Source organism: Rubrobacter taiwanensis, from assembly GCF_004337705.1.
GTDB classification, from domain to species: Bacteria; Actinomycetota; Rubrobacteria; order Rubrobacterales; family Rubrobacteraceae; genus Rubrobacter_C; species Rubrobacter_C taiwanensis.
This window is the reverse complement of record NZ_SKBU01000012.1, coordinates 16,688-39,602: the sequence shown is the minus strand read 5'-3', so window position 1 is coordinate 39,602 and position 22,915 is coordinate 16,688. Positions and strand designations below refer to the sequence as shown.

Below are 22,915 nucleotides of genomic sequence, written 5' to 3'. Positions count from 1 at the left end.
CCGAGGCATAACACCTGCGAGGAGAGGCCATGCGAGAGAAGAAGAGGGTTCTCATCACCGGGGGAGCCGGTTTTCTGGGGATAAACTTGATCCGCTACCTGCACGAGCGGGGATACGAGCTGGTCTCGCTCGACATCGCCGACTTCGACTACCCGGACATGCGTGACGAAGTGAAGATCATCCGCGGCGACATCCGGGACAGACGCGCCGTGGAGCGGGCGATGGAGGACGTGGACATCGTGGTGCACACCGCCGCCGCGCTGCCCCTCTACTCACCGGAGGAGATCTACACCACCGACGTGGAGGGGACGCGCAACCTTCTGGAGGCCGCGCACCACCGCGGCGTGGAGCGCTTCGTGCACATCTCGTCCACGGCGGTCTACGGCATCCCGGACCACCACCCGCTCTACGAGGACGACCGGCTGGAGGGCGTCGGGCCCTACGGGCAGGCCAAGATCCAGGCCGAGATGGTCTGCCTGGAGTGGCGGGCGAAGGGGATGGTGGTGCCCATCATCCGGCCCAAGTCGTTCGTCGGCCCGGAGCGTCTCGGGGTCTTCGCGCTGCTCTACGACTGGGCGCTCGACGGGCGCAACTTCCCCATGATTGGGAGCGGGAACAACCGCTACCAGCTGCTGGACGTAGAAGACCTCTGCGAGGCGATCCACCGCACCATGACACTCCCGGAGGACGTGGTGAACGACACCTTCAACATCGGGGCCAAGGAGTTTGCCACGATGAAGGAGGACTACCAGGCCGTGCTGGACCGCGCGGGCCACGGCAAGCGGGTCATCGGCTTCCCGGCCGCGCCCGCCATCTGGGGGCTGCGCCTGCTGGACAGGCTCGGCCTCTCCCCCCTGTATAGGTGGGTCTACGAGACGGCCTCAAAGGACTCCTTCGTCTCCATCGAGAAGGCCGAGAAGAAGCTCGGCTTCACCCCGAAGTACTCCAACAGGGAGGCGCTGCTCAGAAATTTCGAGTGGTACATCGAGAACCGCAAGCAGTTCGAGAAGAAGAGCGGTGTCTCACACCGCGTGCCGTGGAAGCAGGGCGCGCTCGGGCTGCTCAAGAGGTTCTTCTAGCCGCCGGCTCCCTCCCCGCTCCCCGGTCCGGGGCCAGGAGCCGGACCACGCCGTCTGCGGACTCGACCACCCGCGCGCCGCCGCTCTTTAGACGCCGGGCCAGCTCCGTAGCGGCCCCGCCGGTGTAGTCGCGCTTCTCGCCGTGATGGGGGCCGTCGCGCAGCAGGACGACCGGGACCCCGGCGTCCAGCGCCTCCAGCGCGGCCTGCAGATTCCTCAGGTTGCCCGGCCCCACCGGCATGTCGCAGACGGCCACCAGCTCCGCCCGTTCTGCGGCCGCGACGTTCGCGGCGTGCGCCTCGTCGGAGACGGGGGAGTAGGGGGCTCCCTCCACCACCGGCGCGCCGAGCGCGCGGGCGAGGGCGTGATCGGTGTCTCCGGCGTTCACCACTCCGGCGGAGAAGGGTATACCCTCCTCATACAAACGGCGCATCAGGGCCGCCCCGGAGCCGCCGCCGCAGACGAGGTGGACGCGAGGCTCGCCGCCGGCTCCCGGATCCGGCACGCCGACGGTCTGAACGTTGAGCGCTCCCGTCCGGGGCGAGACCGAGACCTCCACCTCGGCCCCGAAGACCGCTCTTACCACCGCCGGGTTCAGAGCCGCGCTCGGCGGCCCGGCAGCGGAGATCTCCCCCTCCCGCATGACGATCACCCGGTCTGCGTAGCGGGCGGCGAGGTTTAGGTCGTGTACGACCATGAGCACCGTGACGCCACCGCGGTTCAGTCCCTTCAGCACCTCCATGAAGGTCACCTGGTGTCGGATGTCCAGGTGGTTGGTGGGCTCATCCAGCAGCAGCACCTCCGGCTGCTGGGCCAGCGCGCGGGCGAGCCTGACCAGCTGCCGCTCGCCGCCGGAGAGGGTGCTCGCCGGGCGGTCCCTGAGCTCCCACACCCCGACCCGGCGCATCGCGCCCTCGACGGCCTCCCGGCCGCCCGCGTCCGGCGTGAAGCGCCGCTCGTAGGGGGTGCGCCCCATAGCTACCAGCTCGCGGGCGGTGTAGTCGAAGGCGGGCTCGCCGTGCTGCGGGACCACGGCCACCTCGCGGGCAAACTCCCGCGAGTCCCAGGAGCCCACGTCTCTCCCGTCCAGCAGCACCGCTCCGGCACGGGGTTTGAGGGCGCGCGCGACGGCGCGCAGCAGCGTGCTCTTCCCGCTCCCGTTCGGTCCGACCACGGCGAGAAATCCCCCGGCCGGGACCTCCAGCGTGACGCCGTGCAACACGTCCGCCGTGCCGTAGGCGATCCGGACCCCGCGGACCTCTATCGCCAGCCTAGAGCCCACGCTTGCGCGTCCTCTTCAGGAGGTACAGGAAGAACGGCGCACCGCAGAGCGCGGTGATAATGCCGACCGGGATCTCCGAATAGGCCAGCGCGCTGCGCGCCACCGCGTCGGCCGCGACGAGCAGCGTCGCCCCCCAGATACCGGAGACGGGGAGCAGCAGGGCGTGCCGCGGCCCCACCACCAGCCGGGCCAGGTGCGGCACGATGAGCCCGACGAACCCGATCACCCCGCTCACGGCCACTGCCGCCGCAGCCCCGAGCGAGGCCGCTCCGACCACGATCAGCTTCATCCGCTCGACCCGGATGCCCAGATACCCGGCCTCTTCCTCCCCCAACGCGAAGACGTCCAGCTGCCGGGCCATGCTCAGGAGCACCGCCGCAACCACGGCCAGGTACGGCAGCGTCGCCAGAACCCGGTCCCAGTCGGCGGCGGAGAGGGAGCCCAGGAGCCAGTAGAAGACGGCCGCGATACGGCTGTCGGCGAGCGTGAGTGCGAGCAGCGAGTAGACCGCCGAGGCGAACGCCCCGACCGCTATCCCGACGAGCAACAGGTCGGCGACCGGGAAGAGGCTGCCCCGGCGCGCCAGCGTCATCACGGTCAGGGCGGCCAGCAGCGCGCCGGCGAACGCGGCGAGCGAGATCGCCGAGAGCCCGAGCACGGAGACGGAGACGCCCGAGGCCACCGCCACCACCGCGCCCAGCGCCGCGCCGGGCGAGATCCCGATGATGTACGGGTCGGCCATGGGGTTGCGGAAGACGCCCTGCATCGCCGCCCCGCTGATCCCCAGAGCGCACCCCACGAGCGCGCCGAGCGCGATGCGGGGCAGCCGGATATCGTTCACTATGGCAGCAGAGGGCCCCTCTCCCCCGCCGAGCAGCGCCCGCACCACCTCTCCCGGCGGCAGCCAAGAGGGCCCGGTGCCGAGCGCCAGAACGCTCACCCCGGCGAGCGCGGCCAGGGAAGCCCCGATCCAGAACGCCCAGATCCCCGGCCTACTCGAACGCATCCGGGTGGAGCGCCTCCGCCAGCTGCCGGACTCCCTCGACTATCCGGGGGCCGGGGCGGTTCACAAGATCGTCGTCTATGACGACGACGTTGTCCTCCCGCACGGCCCGGAGGCTCCCGTAGTTCGGGCGCGCGGCCACGTCCTCCGGAGTCGCCCCAGAGCTGCTGCCGACGAAGTAGTACTCCGGGTCTTCCGCCAGGAGCCGCTCCAGCGGGTACTGCGGGTAGTCCTGCGCGGCGTCTTCGGCGACGTTCCGCCCGCCCGCGAGCCTTATGGCATCGCCGATGAAGCTCCCGCCGCCGGCCGTCTGCAGCGGCTCGTGCCAGATCTCGTAGAAGACCGCCGGACGCTCGCGGCCCTCGACCGCGCTCCGGATCTCCTCCAGCTCGCCGCGCAGCCGCTCCTCCACCGTCCGCGCCCGCTCCGGCTCGCCCACGATCTCACCCACCGTACCGATACTGGAGATGGCCTCCTCCACCGTCTGCGGGTTGAGGACCACCACGTCCGCCCCGGTCTTCTGCTGCAGGTCGTCCGCGGTCTCGGGGGTCGAGTAGTCGAAGGAGAGGAAGAGCACGTCCACCTCCATGGCGGCCACCTTCTCCACGTTCGGACCCTGGAAGTCCCCAACCCGCTCTATGGCCTCGACCTCCGGCGGATAGTCGTCGGCGGTCGTCACGCCCACGACCCTCTCTCCGGCCCCGACGGCGAAGAGCGTCTCCGTGATGCTCGGGGCCATGGAGACGATCCGCTCCGGACGCCCCTCTATCTCCACCTCCCGGCCTACGGCGTCCGTAACGGTCAGCGGGTAGCCGGTCTCGGCGGCCGCATCTTCCCCGGCTCCCTCCTGCCGGTCCGCGCCGCACGCGGCGGCGAAGATGAGAACCGCCAGAACGGCTAGCATCACAAACAGCCTGTTGCGCAAGAGCAGATCACCCCCCAAGAGACAGAAGTTCGCCGAACCAGCACTCGTTCTCGAGAGGCGCTAGAAGAAACCGCTGATGCTCACTTATCCCCACACTCCTTCCTCGAAGAGCTTCCGGGTTGCGGGCACCGCGGCAGGTCTCCTGGCTTGCGGCTCGAACGCCGGCCGGGCGCGACCTTCCCGGGCCTACGGGCCCAGTGGTCCGGGACCACCCGATAGCGCCCCCGGCTCGCCGCTCACAGTGGCGGGACCGCGCCGGATTCTCACCGGCTTCCCTGACACCGCGGCGCAACTGGCAGCACGCAGAGCCTAACAGCCCCCGGGCAGGGCGTCAATCTACATGTAGCCGTCGGGGTTGTAGTAGAGGTAGGCGTTCAGAGCCCGGGTGATGATGAGCAGCACGCCCAGGTAGAGCAGGATGAAGAGATGCCCCCGCTCCCGCTTCTCCCTCAGAGGACTGGTCTTGTACTCCCCGAGCCCGAAGATGAGCCCGATGGCGCACATCCCCCACACGTAGTAGAGGGCGAAGTAGCGCACCACGTCGCCCGGAGCCGGAGAGAGGGTGGCCCACAGAAAGGCCGCCGTCACGAAGACGGAGACTCCGCAGGAGAGCGCGAAGAGCACCCTGTTGAGCCGGGTGCGCCGCCCCCACGCCAGCCAGTTCCAGAAGACCACGAACGGGGTCCGCATAACCGCCTTCATGCTCCATATACTAGCAATCCGGACGTCCCGGATCTGTTCGAGAGATCACCTCCGGAACCTTCCGGCCCGCATATCGCTACAAGGCGCTTACCCGTCCGCATGGACTTCGAAGGCGAGTTACGGCCGGCCCTCCTGGCGGAGCGGTACAGATCAACCAGGAGGGCCGTCTCAACGCGCATGACCGCCGGTTCCGGGCAGGACACGCCTCAGGATGGCGTCGAGCCCCGGCCCCTCCGGAAGTGTGCCGAAAGCATGGCCCCACTCCCCGGCGAGCCGGGAGGCGCAGAAGGCGTCGGCGACTGCCGGGTGCCCGTGCCGGACGAGCAGGGACCCCTGCAAAGCGAGGGCCATGCGTTCGACTAGCCTCCGGGCGTGCGGCTCCATCCCCTCCGGGTGCGATAGCTCCCGCCGCAGCGCGCGAACGGCCCCGTCCAGCCGGCGATCGACGCCAGCAGCGGCCCCGAGCTCCGCGAAGAACGCCTCAAGACTCTCGGGCTCGCGCTTCATGGCGCGCAGCACGTCCAGCGCGGCGACGTTGCCAGCACCTTCCCAGATGCTGTAGAGGGGAGCCTCACGGTACAGACGGGGCATACCGGATTCCTCTATGTAGCCGTTGCCGCCCAGACACTCCAGGCATTCTGCCGCATGCGCCGGCCAGCGTTTGGTGACCCAGTACTTGGAGACCGGTATCGCAAGCCTCCTGAAAGCCGCCTCTCCCGCATCCCCGGCGAGGGAGCGGTCCACGGCACCCGCGAGCCGCAGAGCGAGAGCGATCGCCGCCTCGGTTTCGGTGGCCAGGTCGGCGAGCACGTTGCGCATTAGGGGCTGTTCGATGAGCCGCCTCCCGAACGCCTCGCGGTGGCGGGCGTGGTGGACGGCCTGATGCAGCCCCCACCGCATCCCGCCTGCGGCACCGATAACGCAGTCCAGCCGGGTCATGTTGACCATCTCGATAATGGTGCGTACGCCCCGTCCCTCCTCCCCGACGCGCCAGGCCACCGCACCCTCGTACTCTACCTCGGAGGAGGCGTTGGAGCGGTTACCGAGCTTCTCCTTGAGGCGTTGCAGGCGCATGCGGTTGCGCTCCCCATCGGGGAGAACGCGCGGCAGGAGGAAGCAGGTAAGCCCTCCCGGAGCCTGAGCCAGCACCAGAAAGACGTCGCTCATCGGTGCCGAGCAGAACCACTTGTGCCCGGTGATGCGATAGGTGCCGTCGCCCGCGGGCTCGGCACGGGTGGTATTGGCGCGCACGTCGGACCCACCCTGCTTCTCGGTCATCGCCATGCCCGCAATGATGCCGTGCTTGCTCTCCGGAGGCCTGAGGCCGAAGTCGTACTCGGAGGAGGTCAGCAGGGGCTCGAAGCGATCGGCGAGCTCCGGCTCGGAGCGCAGAGCCGGCACCGCGGCGTAGGTCATCGTCACCGGACAGCAATTCCCCTGCTCAGACTGCGTCGCCCAGACGAGGTACTTCGCGGCACGCACTACATGCGCGCCGGAGGCGGAGCCCCGCCACGGGCTGCCGGCCAACCCCAGCGACACCGCCGTACGCATGAGCTCGTGCCACGCCGGGTGGTACTCGACCTCGTCTATGCGGTACCCGTATCGGTCGTGGGTGCGGAGGGTGGGCGAGCACTCGCTCGCCAGGCGCGTCAGCTCCTGCACGCGGCCGGAGCCCACGAGCTTCCCCACGGCACGCACCTCCGCCTCCTCCCCGCCTTCCCGGCGCAGCGCCTCGAGCAGCGCCGGGTCGTCCGCGGCGTCGTAGTCCACGAGAGGGGGTGGCTGGTTGAACACCTCGTGCGTCTCAGACATCCTTACCCCCGCTCGAACGCTAAACTCCTACTCCCCGACTAACTCACCTCGCACATAAAAAGCGGCGGGATGTGCATGTAGGTGATCTGCGGGCTCGGCCCCACGACGTCCTTCGCCATCTCCAGCGCCTCGGCCACGGTATCGGCCCGCTTGAGGCCCATCCGGGACGCGGCGTTCGGGTTCGCGCCGACCACGATGGCGTCCCCCAGATGGTCGAGGGCGTGAGCGGCCCAGTAGAGCACGGTGAAGGGGTGCGCGCCGTGGTAGGCGTAGGAGTTGCGGTAGAGGGTGCGGTACCAGGGGTCGTTGGCGTACTTCTCCTCGTAGCGGTGCGCGATCTCGTAGACGTCGCTGGTCTCGGGCAGGACCTCGTTGTAGAGGTCTATGTAGGAGGGGTGGTGCACCTCGTGGAAGCGCTCGTACATGGGATGCGTCCCGATGAGCACCCCGCCCTCACGCACCAGCGGTCTGCCCCGGTAGAGGTTGAAGAGGTAGCCGAGCAGCAAATTGTACACGAGCAGGGGGTTCATGATCGAGTACACGTTGTACGGCCCCAGATACGGCACGCCGAGCAGCAAGACGTCCGCCTGTCCCTCCACCGGCACCAGCTGCTGCTCGTAGCATTCCTCGAGCGTCTTCCGGTGTACGGGCTCGGTAGCCCCGGCCTGCACGCTGGTCATCCTGTGCGGGGCGACGAGGCTCTGGAAGATCTTGTGCGAAACCTTCCACGGCAGCCGCTGCGTGGAGGTGTGGTTGATCAGGAAGTTGGCCTTCGTAACGGGGCCCCACTCATGCTCGGGTCTGGCCATGAAGTCGAAGAGCTGCGGGAAGGCAGCGTTGTTGAGGGTCGTCTCGATGTGGAAGACCTTGACGTGCTCGTCGAAGAGCCGGCCCATGCGGTCTATGGAGGCGTGCATGGCCGAGTTGTGCGGGTCCATCAAAGAGCGGGTGTTCCGCAGGGTCTCCGGGGTGTGGTGGTGGCGGATGGAGGAGTAGGGCGCAAGCCCGGTGTGCACGGACTTGTGCCCGCCGTCCATCGGGATGTAGTTTATGTTGACGTAGACGAGCAGGTCGCTCTCGGCGACGCGGCGGCTTACGGTCACCTCCTCGCCCCGCTCGGTCTCCCCGATCTTGACGTTCCCCTCCTCGTCCTCGGCGTCGTAGTTGTAGAGGCGGTCGGGGTGGAACTGGTTGAAGATCCTGTCCCCCAGACAGCGCCTGAGCTCCCACGGCGTCATGCGCCGGTGCAGCCCCAAAGCCGCAATGAGGTGTATGTCCTCTACACCCTTCGCGCGCGCCTTCTCGACGACCTTCTCTATGACGAGCTGCCGGATGTCCGGCTTCTGCATCGGCGGCAGCGGCAGCGAGAGATCGTCGAAGGCGATGGTGAGCTTCATGCCGGGGAAGAGCAGCTCGTGCAGCGGCTCCATCTCTAGCGGCTCCAGCAACGCCCGCTCGATGGCCACGTTGGGGTCGGCCAGCGGCTCCACCGGCCCCGGAGGATAGATTACCCGCGTCCCCTCCGGCAGCTTCTCGTAGCGGAACCCCTCCCCGGCATTGAACATCATGGGGGGGCTGTTTCTGTCCAGAATTACGGTCTGGCTCGGACGGCTCATCTCCCTCCCTGCGGTCGGAAGCTACAGGTTTTCTCCCGGCGGCCCCGGGCTCCGGAAGCATTCTAACCGCTCAGGCGGCGTCCTGCGTCCTCCACCGCACCCCCGAGCCGCTTCTCCAGGGTGCGCCGCCAGGAGGCAGATAGCTCGGGGATCGCGAGCAGCCGCTCTATGCCGGCTGCGTCCCGCTTGTCGCGGTGCATGATGCGGTTGGCCTCCGCAACGCTCACGGAGGCCCCGGGACGCTCCAGTAGCGCCAGCTCGTCCCCCGCCCGCACCCGACCCGGCTGCAGGCACCGGAAGTAGAAGCCGGTCCGGCCCGACTCCTGCACCAGCAGCGCCAGCTCCGGCACCTCGTGCCGGGCCGCCAGCTTGAAGCACGGCTGGCGAGGCTGGCTGACCTGCACCACCGCCTCCCCGACCCGGTACGTATCTCCTATGTGTACCGCCTCCTCCACCATTCCTGAGACGCTGAAGTTCTCTCCGAACGCTCCCGGCCCCAGCTCCAGGCCCAGAACCGCCCGCCAGTGCGGCAGGTTCTCCAGCGGGTAGACGCACACGGCCTTCTCCGGCCCGCCGTGGACGCGGAGGTCGGCCTGCTCGTCGCCCTCCAGCCCGCGCTCACCGAGCCAGAGCACGCCGGAGACCGGCGTCTTGTAGATGGCGCTGCGCACCGTCCGCCGGCCGTGCGCCAGCTCCCGCGGCTTCCCTACGTTCAACGAGACCAACCGTGCCTTCACGTACCCCTCCTCTGAAGATTACCGATGGTTTCTCAACTCCTGGCGAGCTCGTGCTCCGGGCAGTCCGGCCGGAGGTCGGCGTCGGACAGCGGCACGTCCAGCAGCCGGCAGTGGTGGGGAGAGCCCGCACCCGGATGGGCGTCGCGCCGGAAGAACCGGCAGGTGATGCACATCCGCGCGACGGTCAGGATCCCGGCTGAGGAGCCCCTTGTCCTCCAGGGCGTCTACCGCATCACTCACGGTAGCCGGCGTGAGGCCGAACTCGCGGGCGAGCTGGCCGACCCGGCGCAGTTCGACGGCGTGGTAGAGCAGGAAGCGGGCCTGGATCGGGCTGAGCCCGGCCTCCGCTGCCCGCTCGCGCAGCAGCGTGAGGAAGACCTGACCGAGCCGCTCGAGCGCCGCGACGATCTTGGCGTCTACGCCACCATGCTGCGCCGCCGGGTCGAAGACGGAGCCGATTAGAAATCCCCGGCCTTCGCGTACGGCTGGCTCCAGAGCGCAACCTGCAACACCACCGACTTGAACCACGCCTGGTGCATCTTCTCCACCTCCTCGGCGCCATGCCCCCTGTTCTCCAAAAACCCCCTGATAGTAGCCGTGATCGGGTAGATGAACGCCACCATGTACCGCAGCGGGATGTGCTCGACCGAGTCCACCCCATCGGTGCGGTTCTTCTTCGCCCGCGTGTGGCGCAGGGCTATCTCCTGCTGGTAGTCCAGCCACTCCCGGTCGTAGGTCAAGGGCGGCTACTCTTCGCGCAGGTCGAAGGCGACCTTCACGTGGCCGTTACGTCCGGCGGCGCGGGCGGCGGCTATGGCTTCCCGGTACTGGGGGAGTCGGAAGCGGGGTCCCACGAGTCCCTTCAGGTCCAGAGCGGGGGCTATTCTGAGCGCCAGCTCGAAGCTCTTCACTCGTTCGCCGCGGTATTCGTCTATGCCGTAGGCGTAGGTTCCGACCAGCTCCGTCTCCTGATGCCAGAGGGGGGTGAGGTCCAGGCGGCTCGAGTGTCCCGGCATGCCGACGAAGGCGACCGTTCCGCCGGGGCGGGCGAGGCGCGTAGCGTCCTCCAGCGTGCCGGGGGAGCCGATGCACTCGAAGACCTTATCTGCGCCGCCGAGGACGACCGGCTTGCCGAGCTCGGGTCTGTGGAGGCGCGCGCCGAGCAGCTCCGGCAGTCGGGTGTAGACCTCTTTCGGCGAGACGACCGCGCTTGCGCCGAGGCGCAGGGCCTCCTGTCTCTGCCGGGGGTGTTTGGCGACGCAGATCAGGCGCTCCACGCCGGTGAGCTGCTTCAGGGCTCCCACGACCAGCAGGCCGATGCTCCCGGCACCGAGTACGACCACGGTCTCCTCCGGGTCTGGGGCGTGGGTGAGGGCGGCGTGGACGGCGCAGGCCAGGGGCTCTGTCAGCACGGCCTCCTCGTCGGAGAGGGTCTCCGGAACGCGGTAGAGCTGCGAGGGGTGGGCGACGAGCATCTCCGACCAGCCGCCGCCGGTGTCGCGGCAGAAGCCGGTCTGGATGCCGGGCGAGATATCGCCTTCGGTGACGTTTGTGCACAGGGCGTAGCGGCCGGCGGAGCACATCGGGCACTCCGGGGAGATCCCGCGCACCCGGCATCCGAGCGCGGGCTCGATCACGACCCGATCTCCGGCGCGGAAGTCTCCGGCGTCTTCGGCGACCTCTCCCACTACCTCGTGTCCCATCACGAACGGCGGCGAGGTGAGCGGGGAGAAGTACGGCGAGCTTGTGGCAGAGAGCGTCGAGAGGTCGGAGCCGCAGATCCCGGCCAGCCGCGGCCGTACCCGGACCCATTCCGGGGTGGGCGGTACGGGCTCCGGGATCTCCTCCAGCCCGAACGGAGCGGCAGAACTCGTGTCCAGGCCCCTGACACGCTTCGCAGCCAGCCGCATCAGGAGGTAGCGCGGGATGGACTTCCTATACCGCAGGGCCTGCATCTAGCGCCTCCAGCGCCGGACCGGCCATCCCTTCCGCTTCGCCTCGGCTGCCAGCCGCCGGTCGGGGTTCACGACGACCGGGTATCCTACGGCCTCCAGCATCGGCAGGTCGGAGATGGAATCTCCGTAGGCGTAGGACCGGGAGAGGTCTATGTTGCGGCGGCGGGCGAAGGAGGCCAGCATCCGGGCGCGCGCCTCTCCGGCTACCGGGGCGCCGGAGAGCCGGCCCGTGTAGGTCCCGTTCTCCTCCGAGAGCCGGGCGCAGAGCACATCGTCGGCGAGCCCGCCGAGCGGCTCCAGCACGAAATCCAGGGCGCCGGAGAGGAAGACGATGCGGTGACCCTTCTCCCGGTGGTCCCGCAGGACCTCCATGGCCTCCGGGTAGAGGCGCTTCAGGGTGAAGTTGTGGAAGCTCTCCCGTCCCAGTTGCCGGGCCTGCTCGTGGGTCCAGCCCGCGTAGTTCTTGTAGAAGGCGCGGTTGAAGTGAGCGCGGCTGATCTTGTCCAGCCCCCAGTAGTATGGGATCTTCGGCAGGAAGGTGGCCAACCACAGCGGGCGCAGCGGGCGCGGCAGCTGCTGCATCCTGAGCCACGCATAGTAGGCGACCACGTTGGCCTCCACCAGCGTGCCGTCCACGTCGAAGATGGCGGCCACCTGCCCGGGCTCCTCTTCTTTCGCCACCCGGCGCGTCTTGCGGCCCGGGCGGGCCGTGATCGCGGGCAGGTGAATCCTCTGCAGCCACTCGGCCCAGTCCACCTCCGCGATGTCGAAGGGGAACTCCCTCCGGTCCTCCTCGGTAAGCTCCCGGTAGAGCCGGTAGGTGTTCTGGGCGGAGAATGTGGATCTGATATCCGAGTAAGGGCCGTAGATACGGCTGTAGTAGAAGCTCATGCGGGCACGCTTCTCGGCGCGCGCGATGCGGCCGCGCAGATCCTGCGTCATGTGCCCCTCGGGGAGCCGCTCGGCCACCTTCCCCGCCGCCTTCAGCGCCGCCAGCTCGGCCCGGAGCCTGTTCTCCACCGCCCGGCGGCCCGGGAAGCTCCACTCGGGGAGCGGGATGGGGCGCTGTCCGGCGTCGCGCAGCGGATTCTCCAGGAAGTACTCCCGCACGTAGCCGTATAGCTCGCGGTAGCGTAGCGGGTTGCGCTCACCGGAGGCCACCTGATAGACCTCGGGCTCCTCCGGCCGCCGGGCTGCCGCCGCAAGCGCGGCGTTCACCACGTGGTCCACCGGCACGAGGTCCACGACGCTCTCCGGGTTCCCGGGGAACTCGCGCAGAACGCCCTTGGCGTAGGCCATGATGATGGGGTCGGCCATGCGGGAGCCCTGGATCCACCCCGGCCGCGGCTCGGAGAGGCTGCTCTCGATGATCGCCGGCCGCAGTATCACGAGCGGCAGCGGGCCGCGCTCGGCCAGCACCCCGCGCTCGGCCAGCGACTTGGTGAAGGTGTACACGTCGTGCCAGCCCAGCTCGCGGGCGCGCTCGTTACCGCGCTCCACCAGCCGCTCGCGCACCCACGCCCGGCGCAGCTGCTCGGCACGCTCGGCCACCTCCGGCTCCTCACCGACCATCCCGAGCTCGCGCCGGGCCTCAGCCTCAAACTCGCTCGCCCGCTCCCGCTCCCAGGAAGCGTCCTCCACCTCCTGCACCATCCGGTCCAGCGCCGCAACCTCCTCACGCCAGTCTATGCGGGCGCCGTTCGGGGTCTCTCCGCCGGGCAGCAGCTCCGGCACCGGTCCCTCCACCTCGCCCGCCACGTAGGCGGTGGAGATGTGCATGAAGAGCGGCCGCTTCTCCCACCCGCGGGCGAGGCGCAGCAGCCCCAGCGTGCCCCGCACGTTGGAATCCACGGCGGCGTCCAGCGGAGCGTCGAAGATAACCGAGGCCGCCGAGTGGATGACAACGTCCACGCCCTCGGCCAGCTCGTCCAGCTCCTCCCGGGAGAGCCCCAGGTCCCGGGCTTGCACGTCCCCCTCCAGCACGCGCACCTTCGCGGCCCGCTCCGCGAGTCCTTCCTCTCCCAGCTCCTCTCTCAGGCGGTCGAAGGCGTCCGAGCCGAGGATGTCCTTCTCGAAGCGCTCCCGGCCGCCCTTGCCGGAAGACGGCCGGATGAGGAGGTAGATCCGCTCCAGCTCCGGCAGGCTGCGCAGCATCTTCTCCACCAGAGCCGTCCCCAGAAAACCCGTCCCGCCGGTCAGGAGCAGGGACTTGCCCCGGTAAGCGTCACCTAACACGCTCGCCGCTCCTCTCTAACCTCTCTCGCTGGCCGACCTTGCGTTCGGTCCCCGCGGCCAGCCGCCGGATGTTCTCGCGGTGGAGCCAGATCACGAGCGCGGCCCCCAAGACCGTGTACGCCACATACGGCAGCGGCTGGCCCGTGAGGATGAACGCCACGGGCCCAAGCACCATCGTGACCATGGCCCCCAGAGAAGTATACCGGCTAATAAGCACGACGGCCCACCAGACGGCGAACATGAAGAGTCCCACGAGCGGCGCGAGCGCGATGACGGTCCCGGCCCCGGTCGCCACCCCCTTGCCCCCCTTGAAGCGCAGGAAGACCGGCCAGGTGTGGCCCGCGAGCGCCGCGAAGGCCACCGCCGCGTGCACCCATGTAGACGGCGTAAGGTGCACCGAGATCAGGACCGGCGCGAAACCCTTGGCCATGTCGCCTAGCATCGTGACGAAGGCCGCCTTCTTGCCCGCCGCCCGCAGCACGTTCGCCGTCCCGATGTTCCCGCTGCCCACCCGCCGGACATCCACGCCCGAAGCCCGCGCCGCCAGAACCCCGGTCGGCACGGACCCCATAAGATACCCGAGCAGGATCAGGAAGACCTCCAGCATGGCGCGAAGTATAGCGGAACGCCGGGGGATTATCCCGCGGTGGAGGCTCCGGACATCTGTGCTTTAATTGCGCTCTGTGGGTATGAGTACGAAGATGGCCGGAGCGCTGCTGACAGATCTGAGATCCGCCCTCAGCTCCCCCGAAGAGCTGCTCGAGTTCCTGACGCGCCTGCTCACCGAACACGGGTACCTGATCGTGTTTCTGGGCGCCGCGCTGGACTTCTGCCTGCCGAGCTCGGGGGATCTGGTCATGCTCGCCGGCGGCTGGCTCGCCAATAGCACCGGGGATATACATCTGATCTACGTCATACTCATCGGGGCTCTGGGAGCCGCAGTCTGCGACAGCACCATGTACTGGACCGGACGCATCGGGGGCTATGCCTTCGTAAACCGCCTCTTCCGCTCCCGGCTGCTGCGGCGCTTCCTGAAGCCCCGCCACCTCCGGCGGGTGGAGAAGTGGTTCTACCTGCACGGCGGCAAGACGGTCCTCTTCGGGCGCTTCACGCCGGGGATGCGGGCCGCGATGCCGCTCTCCGCGGGCCTCAGCAAGATGCTCTACCCCCGCTTTCTGGCCTTCGACCTGCTCGCCATATCCCTCTGGGCCGTCTCCATGGGCTCCATCGGGTTCCTCTTCGGCGAGTATTGGGAGGTGATCATAACGGCCCTCCAGTCCTACGGCCGGGCCGTAGCGCTGCTCGCCGCCGCGCTCGTGGTGGCCTTACTCATCTACCGCCGCCAACGCCGCCGCTAGGGCCCTAAAGCCACAGCTCGCGGCTGCGGGCGACCTCCAGCGCCCGCACCAGCGCCCGGGCCTTGCTGCGGGTCTCCTCGTACTCGGCGGCGGGGTCCGAGTCGGCGACCACGCCGCCTCCGGCCTGGAAGTACGCCAGGCCGTCCCTGAGCAGGGCGGTGCGCAGGGTGATGCAGGTGTCCAGCCGGCCGTCCACGCCGTAGTAGCCGATGGCCCCGGCGTACGGGCCGCGGCGGACGGGCTCCAGCTCGTCTATGATCTGCATCGCCCGCACCTTGGGCGCGCCGGAGACGGTGCCCGCGGGGAAGGCGGCGGCCAGGGCATCGAGCGCGGTGAGCTCCGGCCGCAGGCGCCCGGTCACGGTGGAGACCAGGTGCATTACGTGCGAGTAGCGCTCGATCTCCATGAACCGCTCCAGCCTCACGGAGCCGGCTTCCGAGACCCGTCCCAGGTCGTTGCGGCCGAGGTCCACAAGCATCACGTGCTCGGCGCGCTCCTTCTCGTCGGCGAGCAGCTCCTCGGCCAGTGCGGCGTCGCGCTCGGGGTCCTCGCTGCGGGGGCGGGTCCCGGCGATGGGCCGGGTCATCACGGTGCGTCCCTCCACCCGTACCAGCGGCTCGGGCGAGGCCCCGACCAGGGCCAGATCCCCGAGCTTCAGGCAGGTCATGTACGGAGAGGGGTTCACGCTCCTGAGGCCCCGGTAGAGACGGAACGGGTCTAGCTCTCCGGTCTCGGCCACGAAGCGCTGTGAGGGGACGACTTGGAAAGCATCCCCGGCCCGGATGTACTCCCGGGCGCGCTCCACGGCCTCCATGTAAGCAGCCCGGGTGAAGTTGGAGTCTACCTGCGGCCTCTTGGCGCCAGGGGCGAGACCGCGGTCTCTCAGCGGTCCCGACAGCCGCTCGGCCACCCGGCGCACCTCGTCCGCCGCCCGGCGGTAGGCGGCGGCGAAGCCCTCGCCCTCCACGTCCCGCAGGCGGCCGGCATCGAGGAGCGAGATCACAAGCACCTTGTGCCGCAGGTGGTCGAAGACGACCAGCGTCTCGGTCACGGCGAAGTATGCCTCCGGGAGGCTCAGATCGTCCGGCGGGGCGTCCGGCAGGCTCTCCAGGTAGCGCACGGCATCGTAGGCGAAGTAGCCCACGGCCCCGCCCACGAAGGGCGGCAGGTGCGGCAGGGGTGCGACGCTGCGCCGACCCACCAGCTCCGCAAGGCCCCGGAACGGGTCCTTCGCCGGGACCTCGCGCGCCCCGTCGGCGTCCACAACCGTATACGCGCCGCCCCGGTAGAAGAGCGTGCGCTTGGGATCGAAGCCCAGGAAGGAGTAGCGCCCGAAGCGCTCGGCCCCCTCGGCGCTCTCCAGCAGGAAGACGGTCTCCTCGTTCGCGAACTTGAGCGCGGCCGAGATCGGGGTCTCCAGATCCCCGATGAACTCCGCGTAGACCGGTACGACGTCGTACTCCCGGGCCAGCCGCCGGGCCTCGGGGAGGGCGGGGATGAGAGAGTCAGCGGTGACGCTCATCCAGGACCCTCGCCACCTCGTCCGGGCTTACGCCCCGGTCCTCCAGCAGCACCAGCAGGTGGTAGAGGAGATCCGCAGCCTCCTCCTCCAGCCGCTCCCCCTCCAGCGCGGCCACGACCGTCTCCACGGCCTCTTCGCCCACCTTCTGCGCGATGCGCCCCGAACCGCCCCGGAAGAGCTCCGCCGTGTAAGAGCCCTCCGGCAGCGCCCGGCGGCGCTCGGAGATGACGCGGGAGAGCCGCGCCAGCATCTCCCCAAGCCCGGCAGCACCCTCCCCGGCGAGCCGGGTGAAGAAGCAGCTCCGCGCCCCGGTGTGGCAGGCCGGGCCGCGGGGCTCAACCCGGTAGAGCACGGCATCGCCGTCGCAGTCCAGCCGCATCTCGACCACCCGCTGAGTATTGCCGCTAGTGGCTCCCTTGTGCCACAGCTCCCCGCGGGAGCGGGAGTAGTAGTGGGCCTCGCCGGTGGCGGCGGTCCGCTCCAGCGCCGCGCGGTCGGCGTAGGCCAGCATCAGGACCTCGCCGGTGCGCGCGTCCTGAGCTACGACCGGCACCAGCCCCCGCCCGTCAAACTTCACGCCCTCCAGCTTCATCGCACCGGGATGCCGGCCTTCTTCATCCACGCCTTCACCTCCGCTATGGACCACTCCCCGAAGTGGAAGATGCTGGCAGCGAGCACGGCGTCGGCCCCGGCCTCGACGGCCGCGACCATGTGATCCGGATGCCCGGCCCCGCCCGAGGCGATGACGGGCAGATTCGTGTGCTCGGCGACCGCTGAGATGAGCTCCAGATCGTAGCCGGTCTCCGTGCCGTCGGCGTCCATGCTGTTCAGCACGTACTCGCCCGCGCCCCGCCGCTCGCCCTCCACGAGCCACTCCAGCGCGTCGCGGCCGGTGTTCACCCGGCCGCCGTTCAGGTACACCTCCCAGCCCGGACCGTCCTCCCGCCGCTTCACGTCCACGCTCAGGACGACGCACTGGCTCCCGAAGCGCTCCGCGCCCTCGCTTATGAGGTCGGGGTTCTTCACGGCAGCGGTGTTGACGGAGACCTTGTCGGCCCCGGAGCGCAGCATGGCGCGCATGTCCTCGACCGTGCGCACGCCACCCCCGATGGTGTAGGGTATGAAGACCTCCTCGGCGGCCCGGCGGGCCAGCGCCACGGAGGTGGCCCGCCGCTCGTGCGAAGCGGTTATGTCGTAGAAGACGATCTCGTCTGCCCCCTCGGCGTCATAACGCGCAGCCAGCTCGACCGGGTCCCCGGCGTCCCGCAGATCCCTGAAGCGCGTCCCCTTGACGACCCTCCCGGCATCCACGTCCAGACAGGGGATTATTCGCACGCAGAGGGCCATCAGACGTAGGGCACCCCCGCCGCCCGGCACTCCTCGGCTATGCGCCGGCGCAGGATCTCCGGGGCCGGGATGAGCACGTATCCCTCGGGGCCGGTCCCCACCACGAGCGAACCGTCGCGCCCCCTCCAGTGCCGCAGCACCGTGTAGGCCGCGAGCGTGCCCTCGACCAGGTTCATGATCCGGTCCAGCTCCGCGTGCGACATCTCCTCGGTCACCTCTATGCGCGAGACGTCCACGTTCTCCGGTGCGCTCAGGTCGTCCGAGAGGTTGCCGGTACGCAACCGGAGCCCCGGCGTGTTCCAGAGGATCTCCACGACCTCCCTGAGGGCCGCGGCCCGTTGCGCCTTGTTCCCCTTGCGGTAGCGGGGCTCCCGGATCTCCTCCAGCCGGCCGTCGCTGCCGGCGCGCTCGAAAGAGATCACCTTCAGCGTGGCCGCCGAGTTCACCTCCACCACCGCCCGCTGCTCCCGGTCACGGGGGAAGGGGTAGTCGGTGTACTGGATCCCAACCCTCTCCAGCGCAGCCAGGAACTCCTCCGGGTAGACCTCCTCCCCGAACATCTTACGGCTGGCCGAGTAGGCCGGGAGCGAGACCCGCGACAGGATGCGCTCCACCTCGCGCGTGCCGCGCTCGTTGGGGATGGAGAGCGGGGCGTCTACCCCCACCAGCACGCCTTCGCCGCCGGCGTAAGACTCTATCGCCCCGGCGAGCTCCTCCACCCCGGCGGCAAACGCGTTGGCGATGATCCCGCCGCGCTCGTCCAGTACCACGAGCGCGGAGCTCCGGTCCCTCGCCTCACCCGGCCGCCAGGCGAGCGCGCATCCCACGAACCTCACGCGCCCGCCCTCTCGACCACCCCGGCGACCTCCTCGCACACCGTCCGGCACACCTCCTCGTCCACGTGCTCCACCATAACCCGCACCACGGGCTCCGTGCCGCTCGGGCGCAGGAGTATCCTGCCCTCCTTCCCGAGCCTCTCCTCCGCACTGCGCACAGCCCGCCGCACGGCCCCATCCCCGGCCACGGAGCGGTCCTTCACGCGGACGTTGATGAGGCGCTGGGGATAGACCTCCATAACCCGGGCCAGCTCCGAGAGCGGCCGGCCCGAGCGCACCATCACCTCCAGCAGCGCGAGCGCCGTCAGGATACCGTCCCCGGTCGTGGTGTACCGGGAGAGGATGATGTGCCCGGACTGCTCGCCGCCCACGGCGGCCCCGGTCTTCCGCATGGCCTCGGCCACATGCCGGTCCCCGACCGGCGTGACCTCGACCGGTATGTTGAGCCCCTCCATGGCCTTGAAGAAGCCGAGGTTGCTCATTACCGTGACCACCACCCCGCCGGAGAGCTCGCCCCGCTCCTTCAGGTCGCGGGCGAGGATGGCGATGATCCTGTCCCCGTCCACCACGGAGCCCGTCTCGTCCACCGCCAGCACCCGGTCGGCGTCCCCGTCGAAGGCGAAGGCCACATCGTGCCCCCGCACGTCCAGCCCCTCGACGTGAGTCGAGCCGCAGCCCCGGTTTATGTTCGTCCCGTCGGGGTCGCCGCAGACGATCGTGAGATCCGCCCCGGTCCGCTCGAACGCCAGCGGGGCAACCCGGTACGCCGCGCCGTTCGCACAGTCCAGAAGCACCCGCATCCCCCCGGCCCGCGGCCGGATCCGGGCGGCCAGAAACCCCGCGTAGCGCCCGGCAGCGTCCTCAATGCGCTTTATGCCGCCGACACCCGCTCCGGCCGGCCGGTCGTCGAAGGTGCTCTCCACCAGATGCTCTAGCTCGCGTTCCAGCCCGTCCGGCAGCTTGCGCCCCTCGCGGGAGAGGAACTTGATACCGTTGTCCGGGTAGGGGTTGTGCGACGCGCTGATGACCGCCGCAGCCGCCCCGCCCAGCTCCCCGACCAGCGCCGCAACGCCCGGCGTGGGCAGAACCCCGAGGTCCAGCACCTCCGACCCGCCGCTCGCGGCCCCGGCCGCGAGCGCTGCCGAGAGCATCCCGCCCGAGAGCCGGGTGTCACGCCCGACGGCGAGAGGCCCGCCGAAGAGCCGGGCGGCAGCGAGCCCCAGGGCGAGGGCGTGCTCGGGTGCCAGCTCCCGGTTGGCCACCCCGCGTACCCCGTCGGTTCCGAACCTGATCCTCACCGGGACTGCATCACCCCCCGCGCGGACGGGCGCGCGCCCGTCCGCTCCCGAGAGACGATCTCCGGCACGCGACCCCTACCGCTTGGAGAACTGCGGGCGCTTGCGGGCCTTCTTCAGACCGTACTTCTTGCGCTCCACGGCCCGGGCATCCCGGGTCAGGAGCCCGGCGCTCTTCAGCTCGGCGCGCGCGCTCTCAGACTCTTCGGCCAGCGCCCGGGCTATGCCGTGCCGCACAGCCTCCGCCTGACCGGTCGGGCCGCCGCCCTCGACCTTGACGACTATATCGTAGCGTCCCTCAGCGTCCAGTATCCTGAGCGGGGAACGGATCGCGTGCTGGTAGGTCAGCCGCGGGAAGTACTCGGTGTAGTCGCGGCCGTTGACCGTGATCTTGCCCTCCCCCGGCAAGATCCGTACCCGCGCCACCGAGGTCTTCCTGCGCCCCGTTCCCCTGTAGAGTGCCTGCTGAGCCATCCTACTGCCTCACCTCGTAAGTCTCGGGAGCCTGGGCCCGGTGCGGATGCTCCGGGCCGGCGTAGATCTTGAGCTTCTTGAGCTGCCTGCGCCCCAGCCGGGTCTTCGGCATCATGCCGGCGACCGCCCGGCGCAGGACTTCCTCCGGCTTCTTCTCCATCATCTGCTCGAAGGTCGTCGTCTTGAGGCCACCGGGATAGCCGCTGTGCCGGTAGTAGACCTTCTGCTCCGCCTTCCTGCCGGTCACCGCGACCTTCCCGGCGTTGACCACGACCACGAAGTCCCCCACGTCCACGTGCGGGGTGTACTGCGGCTTCCGCTTGCCGCGCAAGAGCGTCGCGATCTCCGAGGCCAGCCGCCCCAGCGTCTTGCCCTCCGCGTCTATCAGGTACCATTTACGCTCGACCTCTAGGGGCCGCGCCATGTAACTCCTCATAGTCCTCCAGCTCCGAATGCCGCCTTCACGGGGGTCGAAACCAACCCTGTGATGTTAAATAACGGGACCGCAAGTGTCAAACTGTTACGACTGCGGCATCCCCCGCACTCGCGCTATGGCGAGTCCGTCTACCCTCTCGCGCAGTATGGGCAGTATCACGGCCGAGAGGCGCGGATCTTCCGCCAGGACGCGGTTGAAGCGACGGACCGCCCGCGAGACCTCGTCTTCCGCGTCCAGCACCGCCCCGCCCCGGATGACGTTGTCGGCCAGAATGAGCGTCCCGGGCCGGGAGAGCCTGAGCGACCACTCCAGATACTCCGGATATCCCGTCTTGTCCGCGTCTATGAAGATCAGGTCGAAGACCCCACCCTGCCCGGCCAGCTCCGCCAGCCTCTCCCGGGCGTCGCCCACACGCACCTCGACACGGCCGGAGAGCCCGGCCCGCTCAATGTTCCGGCGGGCCACCCCGGCGTGATGCTCACGCAGCTCCAGCGAGATCAGGACCCCGTCCCGCGGCAGGGCGCGGGCGAGCCAGATCGTGCTGTACCCGCCCAGAGTGCCGATCTCCAGAACGCGCCGCGCGCCGCTCGCAGCCGCCAGGATGTGCAGCAGCTTCCCCTGGTTGGCCGAGACCTGTATCTCGGGCAGCCCCGCCCGCCGGGACTCCTCCAGCGCCGCCCGCAGCGCCTCGTCCTGCTCGCCGAAGAGGCTCTCGATGTAGCCGTCTATCTCCCTCAGCAGCCCTTCGTCCACGCTCAAGCTCTATCCTCCGAAGCTCAGATCTTCGTACCCGGCTCCCACCAGCGTGAGGCCGCGCGCCGGAGCCGCCGGCCCCGCCTGCCGGCGCTCCGCTCCCTCCAGCAGCCGCTCGAGGCCTTCCAGAGACCGCTTCCCTTCGGCCACCTCCAGCATGGTCCCCACCAGCGAGCGGACCATACCGTAGAGGAACGAGTCGGCGGTCACGTGGTAGGTCAGCAGCTCCCCCGCCCGCTCCCAGCGGGACTCGCTCACTATCCTCTCGAACCGCACGTGGTACGTCCGGCTCGGCGTGAAGGCCCGGAAGTCGTGCACGCCCCGGACGAGTGCGGCCGCTCGCCGCAGGAGGCCGAAGTCCAGCTCCCGCGGCACGAACGCGGCGTAGCGCCGCCGGAGCGGCGAGCGCACCGGCGAGTTCACGATCCGGTACTCGTAGCTGCGCGAGCGGGCGTCCTTTCTGGCGTCGAAGGCGTCCGGCACGACCGTGCAGCGTCGCAGTGCCACGTCCTGCGGCAACACGGCGGTCGCCTTGTAGGCGATGAGGTCCGGGGCGAGCCCGGTCTCCGCTGCGAACGAGACGACCTGGCCCGAGGCGTGCACCCCGGCGTCGGTGCGGCCGGCCACGCTCAGCTTCACGGGCTGGCGCAGGACGGTCCCGAGCGCCCGCCGCAGCTCGCCCTCCACGGTCCTCTGCCCCGGCTGCTCGGCCCAGCCGGCGAACTCCGTACCGTCGTACTCCACGAGCCCGGCGAACTTCAAACGAGGGCACCTCCCGCAACGGCGGCCACCGCGAGCGCGAGCACCGCCGCGTCCGGCGGCCGGAAGCGCAGCTCCCGGTAGCGGGTCCGGCCCGCACCTCCGCGGTAGCCCCGGCTCTCCATTGCCTCGGCGAGCTCGTCGGCCCGCTTGAAGGCGCCTATGGTGAGCGGCACCAGCACGGGAACCAGCGCCCGGGCTCTTCGCAGCAGCCCCCCTTCGGAGAACTCCGCACCGCGGGCGGCCTGGGCCTTCATCACCTTCTCCGCCTCGGAGGAGAGGGTCGGGATAAAGCGCAGCGCGATGCTCATCATCATCGCGAGCTCGTGTGCGGGGAAGCGCAGGCGCGAGAGGGGCGAGAGCAGATCCTCCAGCCCGTCGGCGAGCGCGAGCGGGCTCGTAGTGGCGGTGAGCAGGGTGGTCGCCGAGATCAGGAGCGCCAGCCGCAGCGCCAGGAACGCGGCCAGCTCCACCCCGCCGGTGTAGACCTGGATCCAGCCCCACCCGAAGATGAGCTCCCCCCGCCGGTAGAAGAGGATCTGGAAGAGGCTCGTGATGACGAGGATGAACAGGACGGGCCGCATGGCGCGCAGGAAGCTCCCCACCGGCACCCGGCTCACCACGAGCGCCGCCACCACCGCGCCCCCGATGACGAGAAACCCCGCCATCGAGTCCACGAGGAAGAGCCCGGCCACGATAGCGCCGGCGGCCACTATCTTGGCCCGCGGGTCCAGCCGGTGCACCGGCGACTCGGCCGGATAGAACTGTCCCAACCCCCTGCCGAGCAAC

General features: G+C 69.5%; 23 protein-coding genes, 1 pseudogene and 1 riboswitch. Of the genes and pseudogenes, 2 read left to right on the top strand and 22 right to left on the bottom strand.

Annotation, left to right across the window (positions count from 1 at the left end):
• The first annotated feature begins 29 nt into the window (after positions 1 to 29).
• A complete protein-coding gene (locus tag E0L93_RS05990; RefSeq protein ID WP_132689864.1) occupies positions 30 to 1,079 on the top strand; it encodes an NAD-dependent epimerase/dehydratase family protein in 1,050 nt (349 codons plus the stop codon).
• Here E0L93_RS05990 and E0L93_RS05985 read toward each other — a convergent pair.
• From E0L93_RS05985 to plsY, 12 genes and pseudogenes are all read right to left on the bottom strand, one after another.
• Positions 1,063 to 2,361, bottom strand: a complete 1,299-nt coding sequence (locus E0L93_RS05985) for an ABC transporter ATP-binding protein (RefSeq protein ID WP_132689861.1) — start codon at positions 2,359 to 2,361, stop codon at positions 1,063 to 1,065. The genes E0L93_RS05990 and E0L93_RS05985 overlap by 17 nt on opposite strands.
• Positions 2,351 to 3,367, bottom strand: coding sequence for a FecCD family ABC transporter permease (locus E0L93_RS05980; RefSeq protein ID WP_132689858.1), 1,017 nt, complete (start codon positions 3,365 to 3,367; stop codon positions 2,351 to 2,353). The genes E0L93_RS05985 and E0L93_RS05980 overlap by 11 nt, the downstream gene beginning before the upstream one ends.
• On the bottom strand, positions 3,354 to 4,289 hold the full coding sequence (locus E0L93_RS05975; protein ID WP_165874185.1) for an ABC transporter substrate-binding protein: 936 nt from the start codon (positions 4,287 to 4,289) through the stop codon (positions 3,354 to 3,356). Before E0L93_RS05975 ends, E0L93_RS05980 begins: the two co-directional genes overlap by 14 nt.
• A gap of 115 nt (positions 4,290 to 4,404) precedes the next feature.
• Positions 4,405 to 4,590, bottom strand: a riboswitch (cobalamin riboswitch).
• A gap of 35 nt (positions 4,591 to 4,625) precedes the next feature.
• Positions 4,626 to 4,991 carry a hypothetical protein gene (locus E0L93_RS05970; protein WP_132689852.1) on the bottom strand — a complete coding sequence of 122 codons (366 nt, stop codon included), beginning with the start codon at positions 4,989 to 4,991 and terminating at the stop codon, positions 4,626 to 4,628.
• Positions 4,992 to 5,159: 168 nt separating this feature from the next.
• A complete protein-coding gene (locus E0L93_RS05965) occupies positions 5,160 to 6,803 on the bottom strand; it encodes an acyl-CoA dehydrogenase family protein (protein ID WP_132689850.1) in 1,644 nt (547 codons plus the stop codon).
• A 38-nt stretch (positions 6,804 to 6,841) separates the two neighbouring features.
• Complete coding sequence (larAH, locus tag E0L93_RS05960) at positions 6,842 to 8,419, bottom strand: NPN-dependent hydroxyacid isomerase, LarAH14/15/16 family (protein WP_132689847.1); 1,578 nt, start codon at positions 8,417 to 8,419, stop codon at positions 6,842 to 6,844.
• 62 nt (positions 8,420 to 8,481) lie between these two features.
• Positions 8,482 to 9,156, bottom strand: a complete 675-nt coding sequence (locus E0L93_RS05955) for an MOSC domain-containing protein (RefSeq protein WP_132689844.1) — start codon at positions 9,154 to 9,156, stop codon at positions 8,482 to 8,484.
• 18 nt (positions 9,157 to 9,174) lie between these two features.
• Complete coding sequence (locus E0L93_RS16565) at positions 9,175 to 9,684, bottom strand: MarR family winged helix-turn-helix transcriptional regulator (protein WP_207890350.1); 510 nt, start codon at positions 9,682 to 9,684, stop codon at positions 9,175 to 9,177.
• Positions 9,615 to 9,890: pseudogene (locus E0L93_RS05945) on the bottom strand (protoglobin domain-containing protein); the annotation flags it as partial. The pseudogene E0L93_RS05945 and the gene E0L93_RS16565, both read right to left, overlap by 70 nt.
• A 12-nt stretch (positions 9,891 to 9,902) precedes the next feature.
• The gene (locus E0L93_RS05940) at positions 9,903 to 11,111 is read right to left on the bottom strand and encodes a zinc-dependent alcohol dehydrogenase (protein WP_132689838.1); all 1,209 of its coding nucleotides are present in this window, start codon (positions 11,109 to 11,111) and stop codon (positions 9,903 to 9,905) included.
• Positions 11,112 to 13,346, bottom strand: a complete 2,235-nt coding sequence (locus tag E0L93_RS05935; RefSeq protein WP_132689835.1) for an HAD-IB family hydrolase — start codon at positions 13,344 to 13,346, stop codon at positions 11,112 to 11,114.
• Positions 13,336 to 13,953 carry a glycerol-3-phosphate 1-O-acyltransferase PlsY gene (gene plsY, locus E0L93_RS05930; protein ID WP_132689832.1) on the bottom strand — a complete coding sequence of 206 codons (618 nt, stop codon included), beginning with the start codon at positions 13,951 to 13,953 and terminating at the stop codon, positions 13,336 to 13,338. Before plsY ends, E0L93_RS05935 begins: the two co-directional genes overlap by 11 nt.
• 94 nt (positions 13,954 to 14,047) lie before the next feature.
• On the opposite strand from plsY, the gene E0L93_RS05925 reads away from it, so the two are divergent.
• Entirely contained in the window at positions 14,048 to 14,704 is a 657-nt protein-coding gene (locus tag E0L93_RS05925) for a DedA family protein (RefSeq protein ID WP_165874184.1), read from the top strand.
• Between the two features lie 4 nt (positions 14,705 to 14,708).
• On the opposite strand, the gene trpE is transcribed toward E0L93_RS05925, so the two are convergent.
• From trpE to E0L93_RS05875, 10 genes are all read right to left on the bottom strand, one after another.
• Positions 14,709 to 16,226 carry an anthranilate synthase component I gene (trpE, locus tag E0L93_RS05920; RefSeq protein ID WP_132689826.1) on the bottom strand — a complete coding sequence of 506 codons (1,518 nt, stop codon included), beginning with the start codon at positions 16,224 to 16,226 and terminating at the stop codon, positions 14,709 to 14,711.
• Positions 16,210 to 16,818, bottom strand: a complete 609-nt coding sequence (gene hisIE / locus E0L93_RS05915) for a bifunctional phosphoribosyl-AMP cyclohydrolase/phosphoribosyl-ATP diphosphatase HisIE (RefSeq protein ID WP_132690091.1) — start codon at positions 16,816 to 16,818, stop codon at positions 16,210 to 16,212. The genes trpE and hisIE overlap by 17 nt, the downstream gene beginning before the upstream one ends.
• Complete coding sequence (gene hisF, locus E0L93_RS05910) at positions 16,815 to 17,573, bottom strand: imidazole glycerol phosphate synthase subunit HisF (RefSeq protein ID WP_132689823.1); 759 nt, start codon at positions 17,571 to 17,573, stop codon at positions 16,815 to 16,817. The genes hisIE and hisF overlap by 4 nt, the downstream gene beginning before the upstream one ends.
• Positions 17,573 to 18,409, bottom strand: a complete 837-nt coding sequence (locus E0L93_RS05905) for a DUF429 domain-containing protein (RefSeq protein ID WP_132689820.1) — start codon at positions 18,407 to 18,409, stop codon at positions 17,573 to 17,575. The genes hisF and E0L93_RS05905 overlap by 1 nt, the downstream gene beginning before the upstream one ends.
• Positions 18,406 to 19,707, bottom strand: coding sequence for a phosphoglucosamine mutase (gene glmM / locus E0L93_RS05900; protein WP_132689817.1), 1,302 nt, complete (start codon positions 19,705 to 19,707; stop codon positions 18,406 to 18,408). Before glmM ends, E0L93_RS05905 begins: the two co-directional genes overlap by 4 nt.
• A gap of 75 nt (positions 19,708 to 19,782) precedes the next feature.
• Positions 19,783 to 20,178, bottom strand: a complete 396-nt coding sequence (gene rpsI / locus E0L93_RS05895; protein WP_132689814.1) for a 30S ribosomal protein S9 — start codon at positions 20,176 to 20,178, stop codon at positions 19,783 to 19,785.
• A 1-nt stretch (position 20,179) separates the two neighbouring features.
• Positions 20,180 to 20,614 carry a 50S ribosomal protein L13 gene (gene rplM / locus E0L93_RS05890; RefSeq protein ID WP_132689811.1) on the bottom strand — a complete coding sequence of 145 codons (435 nt, stop codon included), beginning with the start codon at positions 20,612 to 20,614 and terminating at the stop codon, positions 20,180 to 20,182.
• A gap of 84 nt (positions 20,615 to 20,698) precedes the next feature.
• On the bottom strand, positions 20,699 to 21,367 hold the full coding sequence (locus tag E0L93_RS05885; RefSeq protein ID WP_132690088.1) for an O-methyltransferase: 669 nt from the start codon (positions 21,365 to 21,367) through the stop codon (positions 20,699 to 20,701).
• Between the two features lie 9 nt (positions 21,368 to 21,376).
• Positions 21,377 to 22,129, bottom strand: a complete 753-nt coding sequence (gene truA / locus E0L93_RS05880) for a tRNA pseudouridine(38-40) synthase TruA (protein ID WP_132689808.1) — start codon at positions 22,127 to 22,129, stop codon at positions 21,377 to 21,379.
• Positions 22,126 to 22,914 carry an energy-coupling factor transporter transmembrane component T family protein gene (locus E0L93_RS05875; protein WP_132689805.1) on the bottom strand — a complete coding sequence of 263 codons (789 nt, stop codon included), beginning with the start codon at positions 22,912 to 22,914 and terminating at the stop codon, positions 22,126 to 22,128. Before E0L93_RS05875 ends, truA begins: the two co-directional genes overlap by 4 nt.
• Position 22,915 lies beyond the last annotated feature (1 nt).

Bases quoted from the DNA above. Each gene is read 5' to 3' on its own strand.
- E0L93_RS05970 (WP_132689852.1), bottom strand. From the start codon at position 4,991: ATGAAGGCGGTTATGCGGACCCCGTTCGTGGTCTTCTGGAACTGGCTG.
- larAH (WP_132689847.1), bottom strand. From the start codon at position 8,419: ATGAGCCGTCCGAGCCAGACCGTAATTCTGGACAGAAACAGCCCCCCC.
- rpsI (WP_132689814.1), bottom strand. From the start codon at position 20,178: ATGGCTCAGCAGGCACTCTACAGGGGAACGGGGCGCAGGAAGACCTCG.
- E0L93_RS05990 (WP_132689864.1), top strand. From the start codon at position 30: ATGCGAGAGAAGAAGAGGGTTCTCATCACCGGGGGAGCCGGTTTTCTG.
- hisIE (WP_132690091.1), bottom strand. From the start codon at position 16,818: ATGAAGCTGGAGGGCGTGAAGTTTGACGGGCGGGGGCTGGTGCCGGTC.
- E0L93_RS05925 (WP_165874184.1), top strand. From the start codon at position 14,048: ATGGCCGGAGCGCTGCTGACAGATCTGAGATCCGCCCTCAGCTCCCCC.
- hisF (WP_132689823.1), bottom strand. From the start codon at position 17,573: ATGGCCCTCTGCGTGCGAATAATCCCCTGTCTGGACGTGGATGCCGGG.
- E0L93_RS05965 (WP_132689850.1), bottom strand. From the start codon at position 6,803: ATGTCTGAGACGCACGAGGTGTTCAACCAGCCACCCCCTCTCGTGGAC.
- E0L93_RS05980 (WP_132689858.1), bottom strand. From the start codon at position 3,367: ATGCGTTCGAGTAGGCCGGGGATCTGGGCGTTCTGGATCGGGGCTTCC.
- E0L93_RS05940 (WP_132689838.1), bottom strand. From the start codon at position 11,111: ATGCAGGCCCTGCGGTATAGGAAGTCCATCCCGCGCTACCTCCTGATG.
- trpE (WP_132689826.1), bottom strand. From the start codon at position 16,226: ATGAGCGTCACCGCTGACTCTCTCATCCCCGCCCTCCCCGAGGCCCGG.
- plsY (WP_132689832.1), bottom strand. From the start codon at position 13,953: ATGCTGGAGGTCTTCCTGATCCTGCTCGGGTATCTTATGGGGTCCGTG.
- rplM (WP_132689811.1), bottom strand. From the start codon at position 20,614: ATGAGGAGTTACATGGCGCGGCCCCTAGAGGTCGAGCGTAAATGGTAC.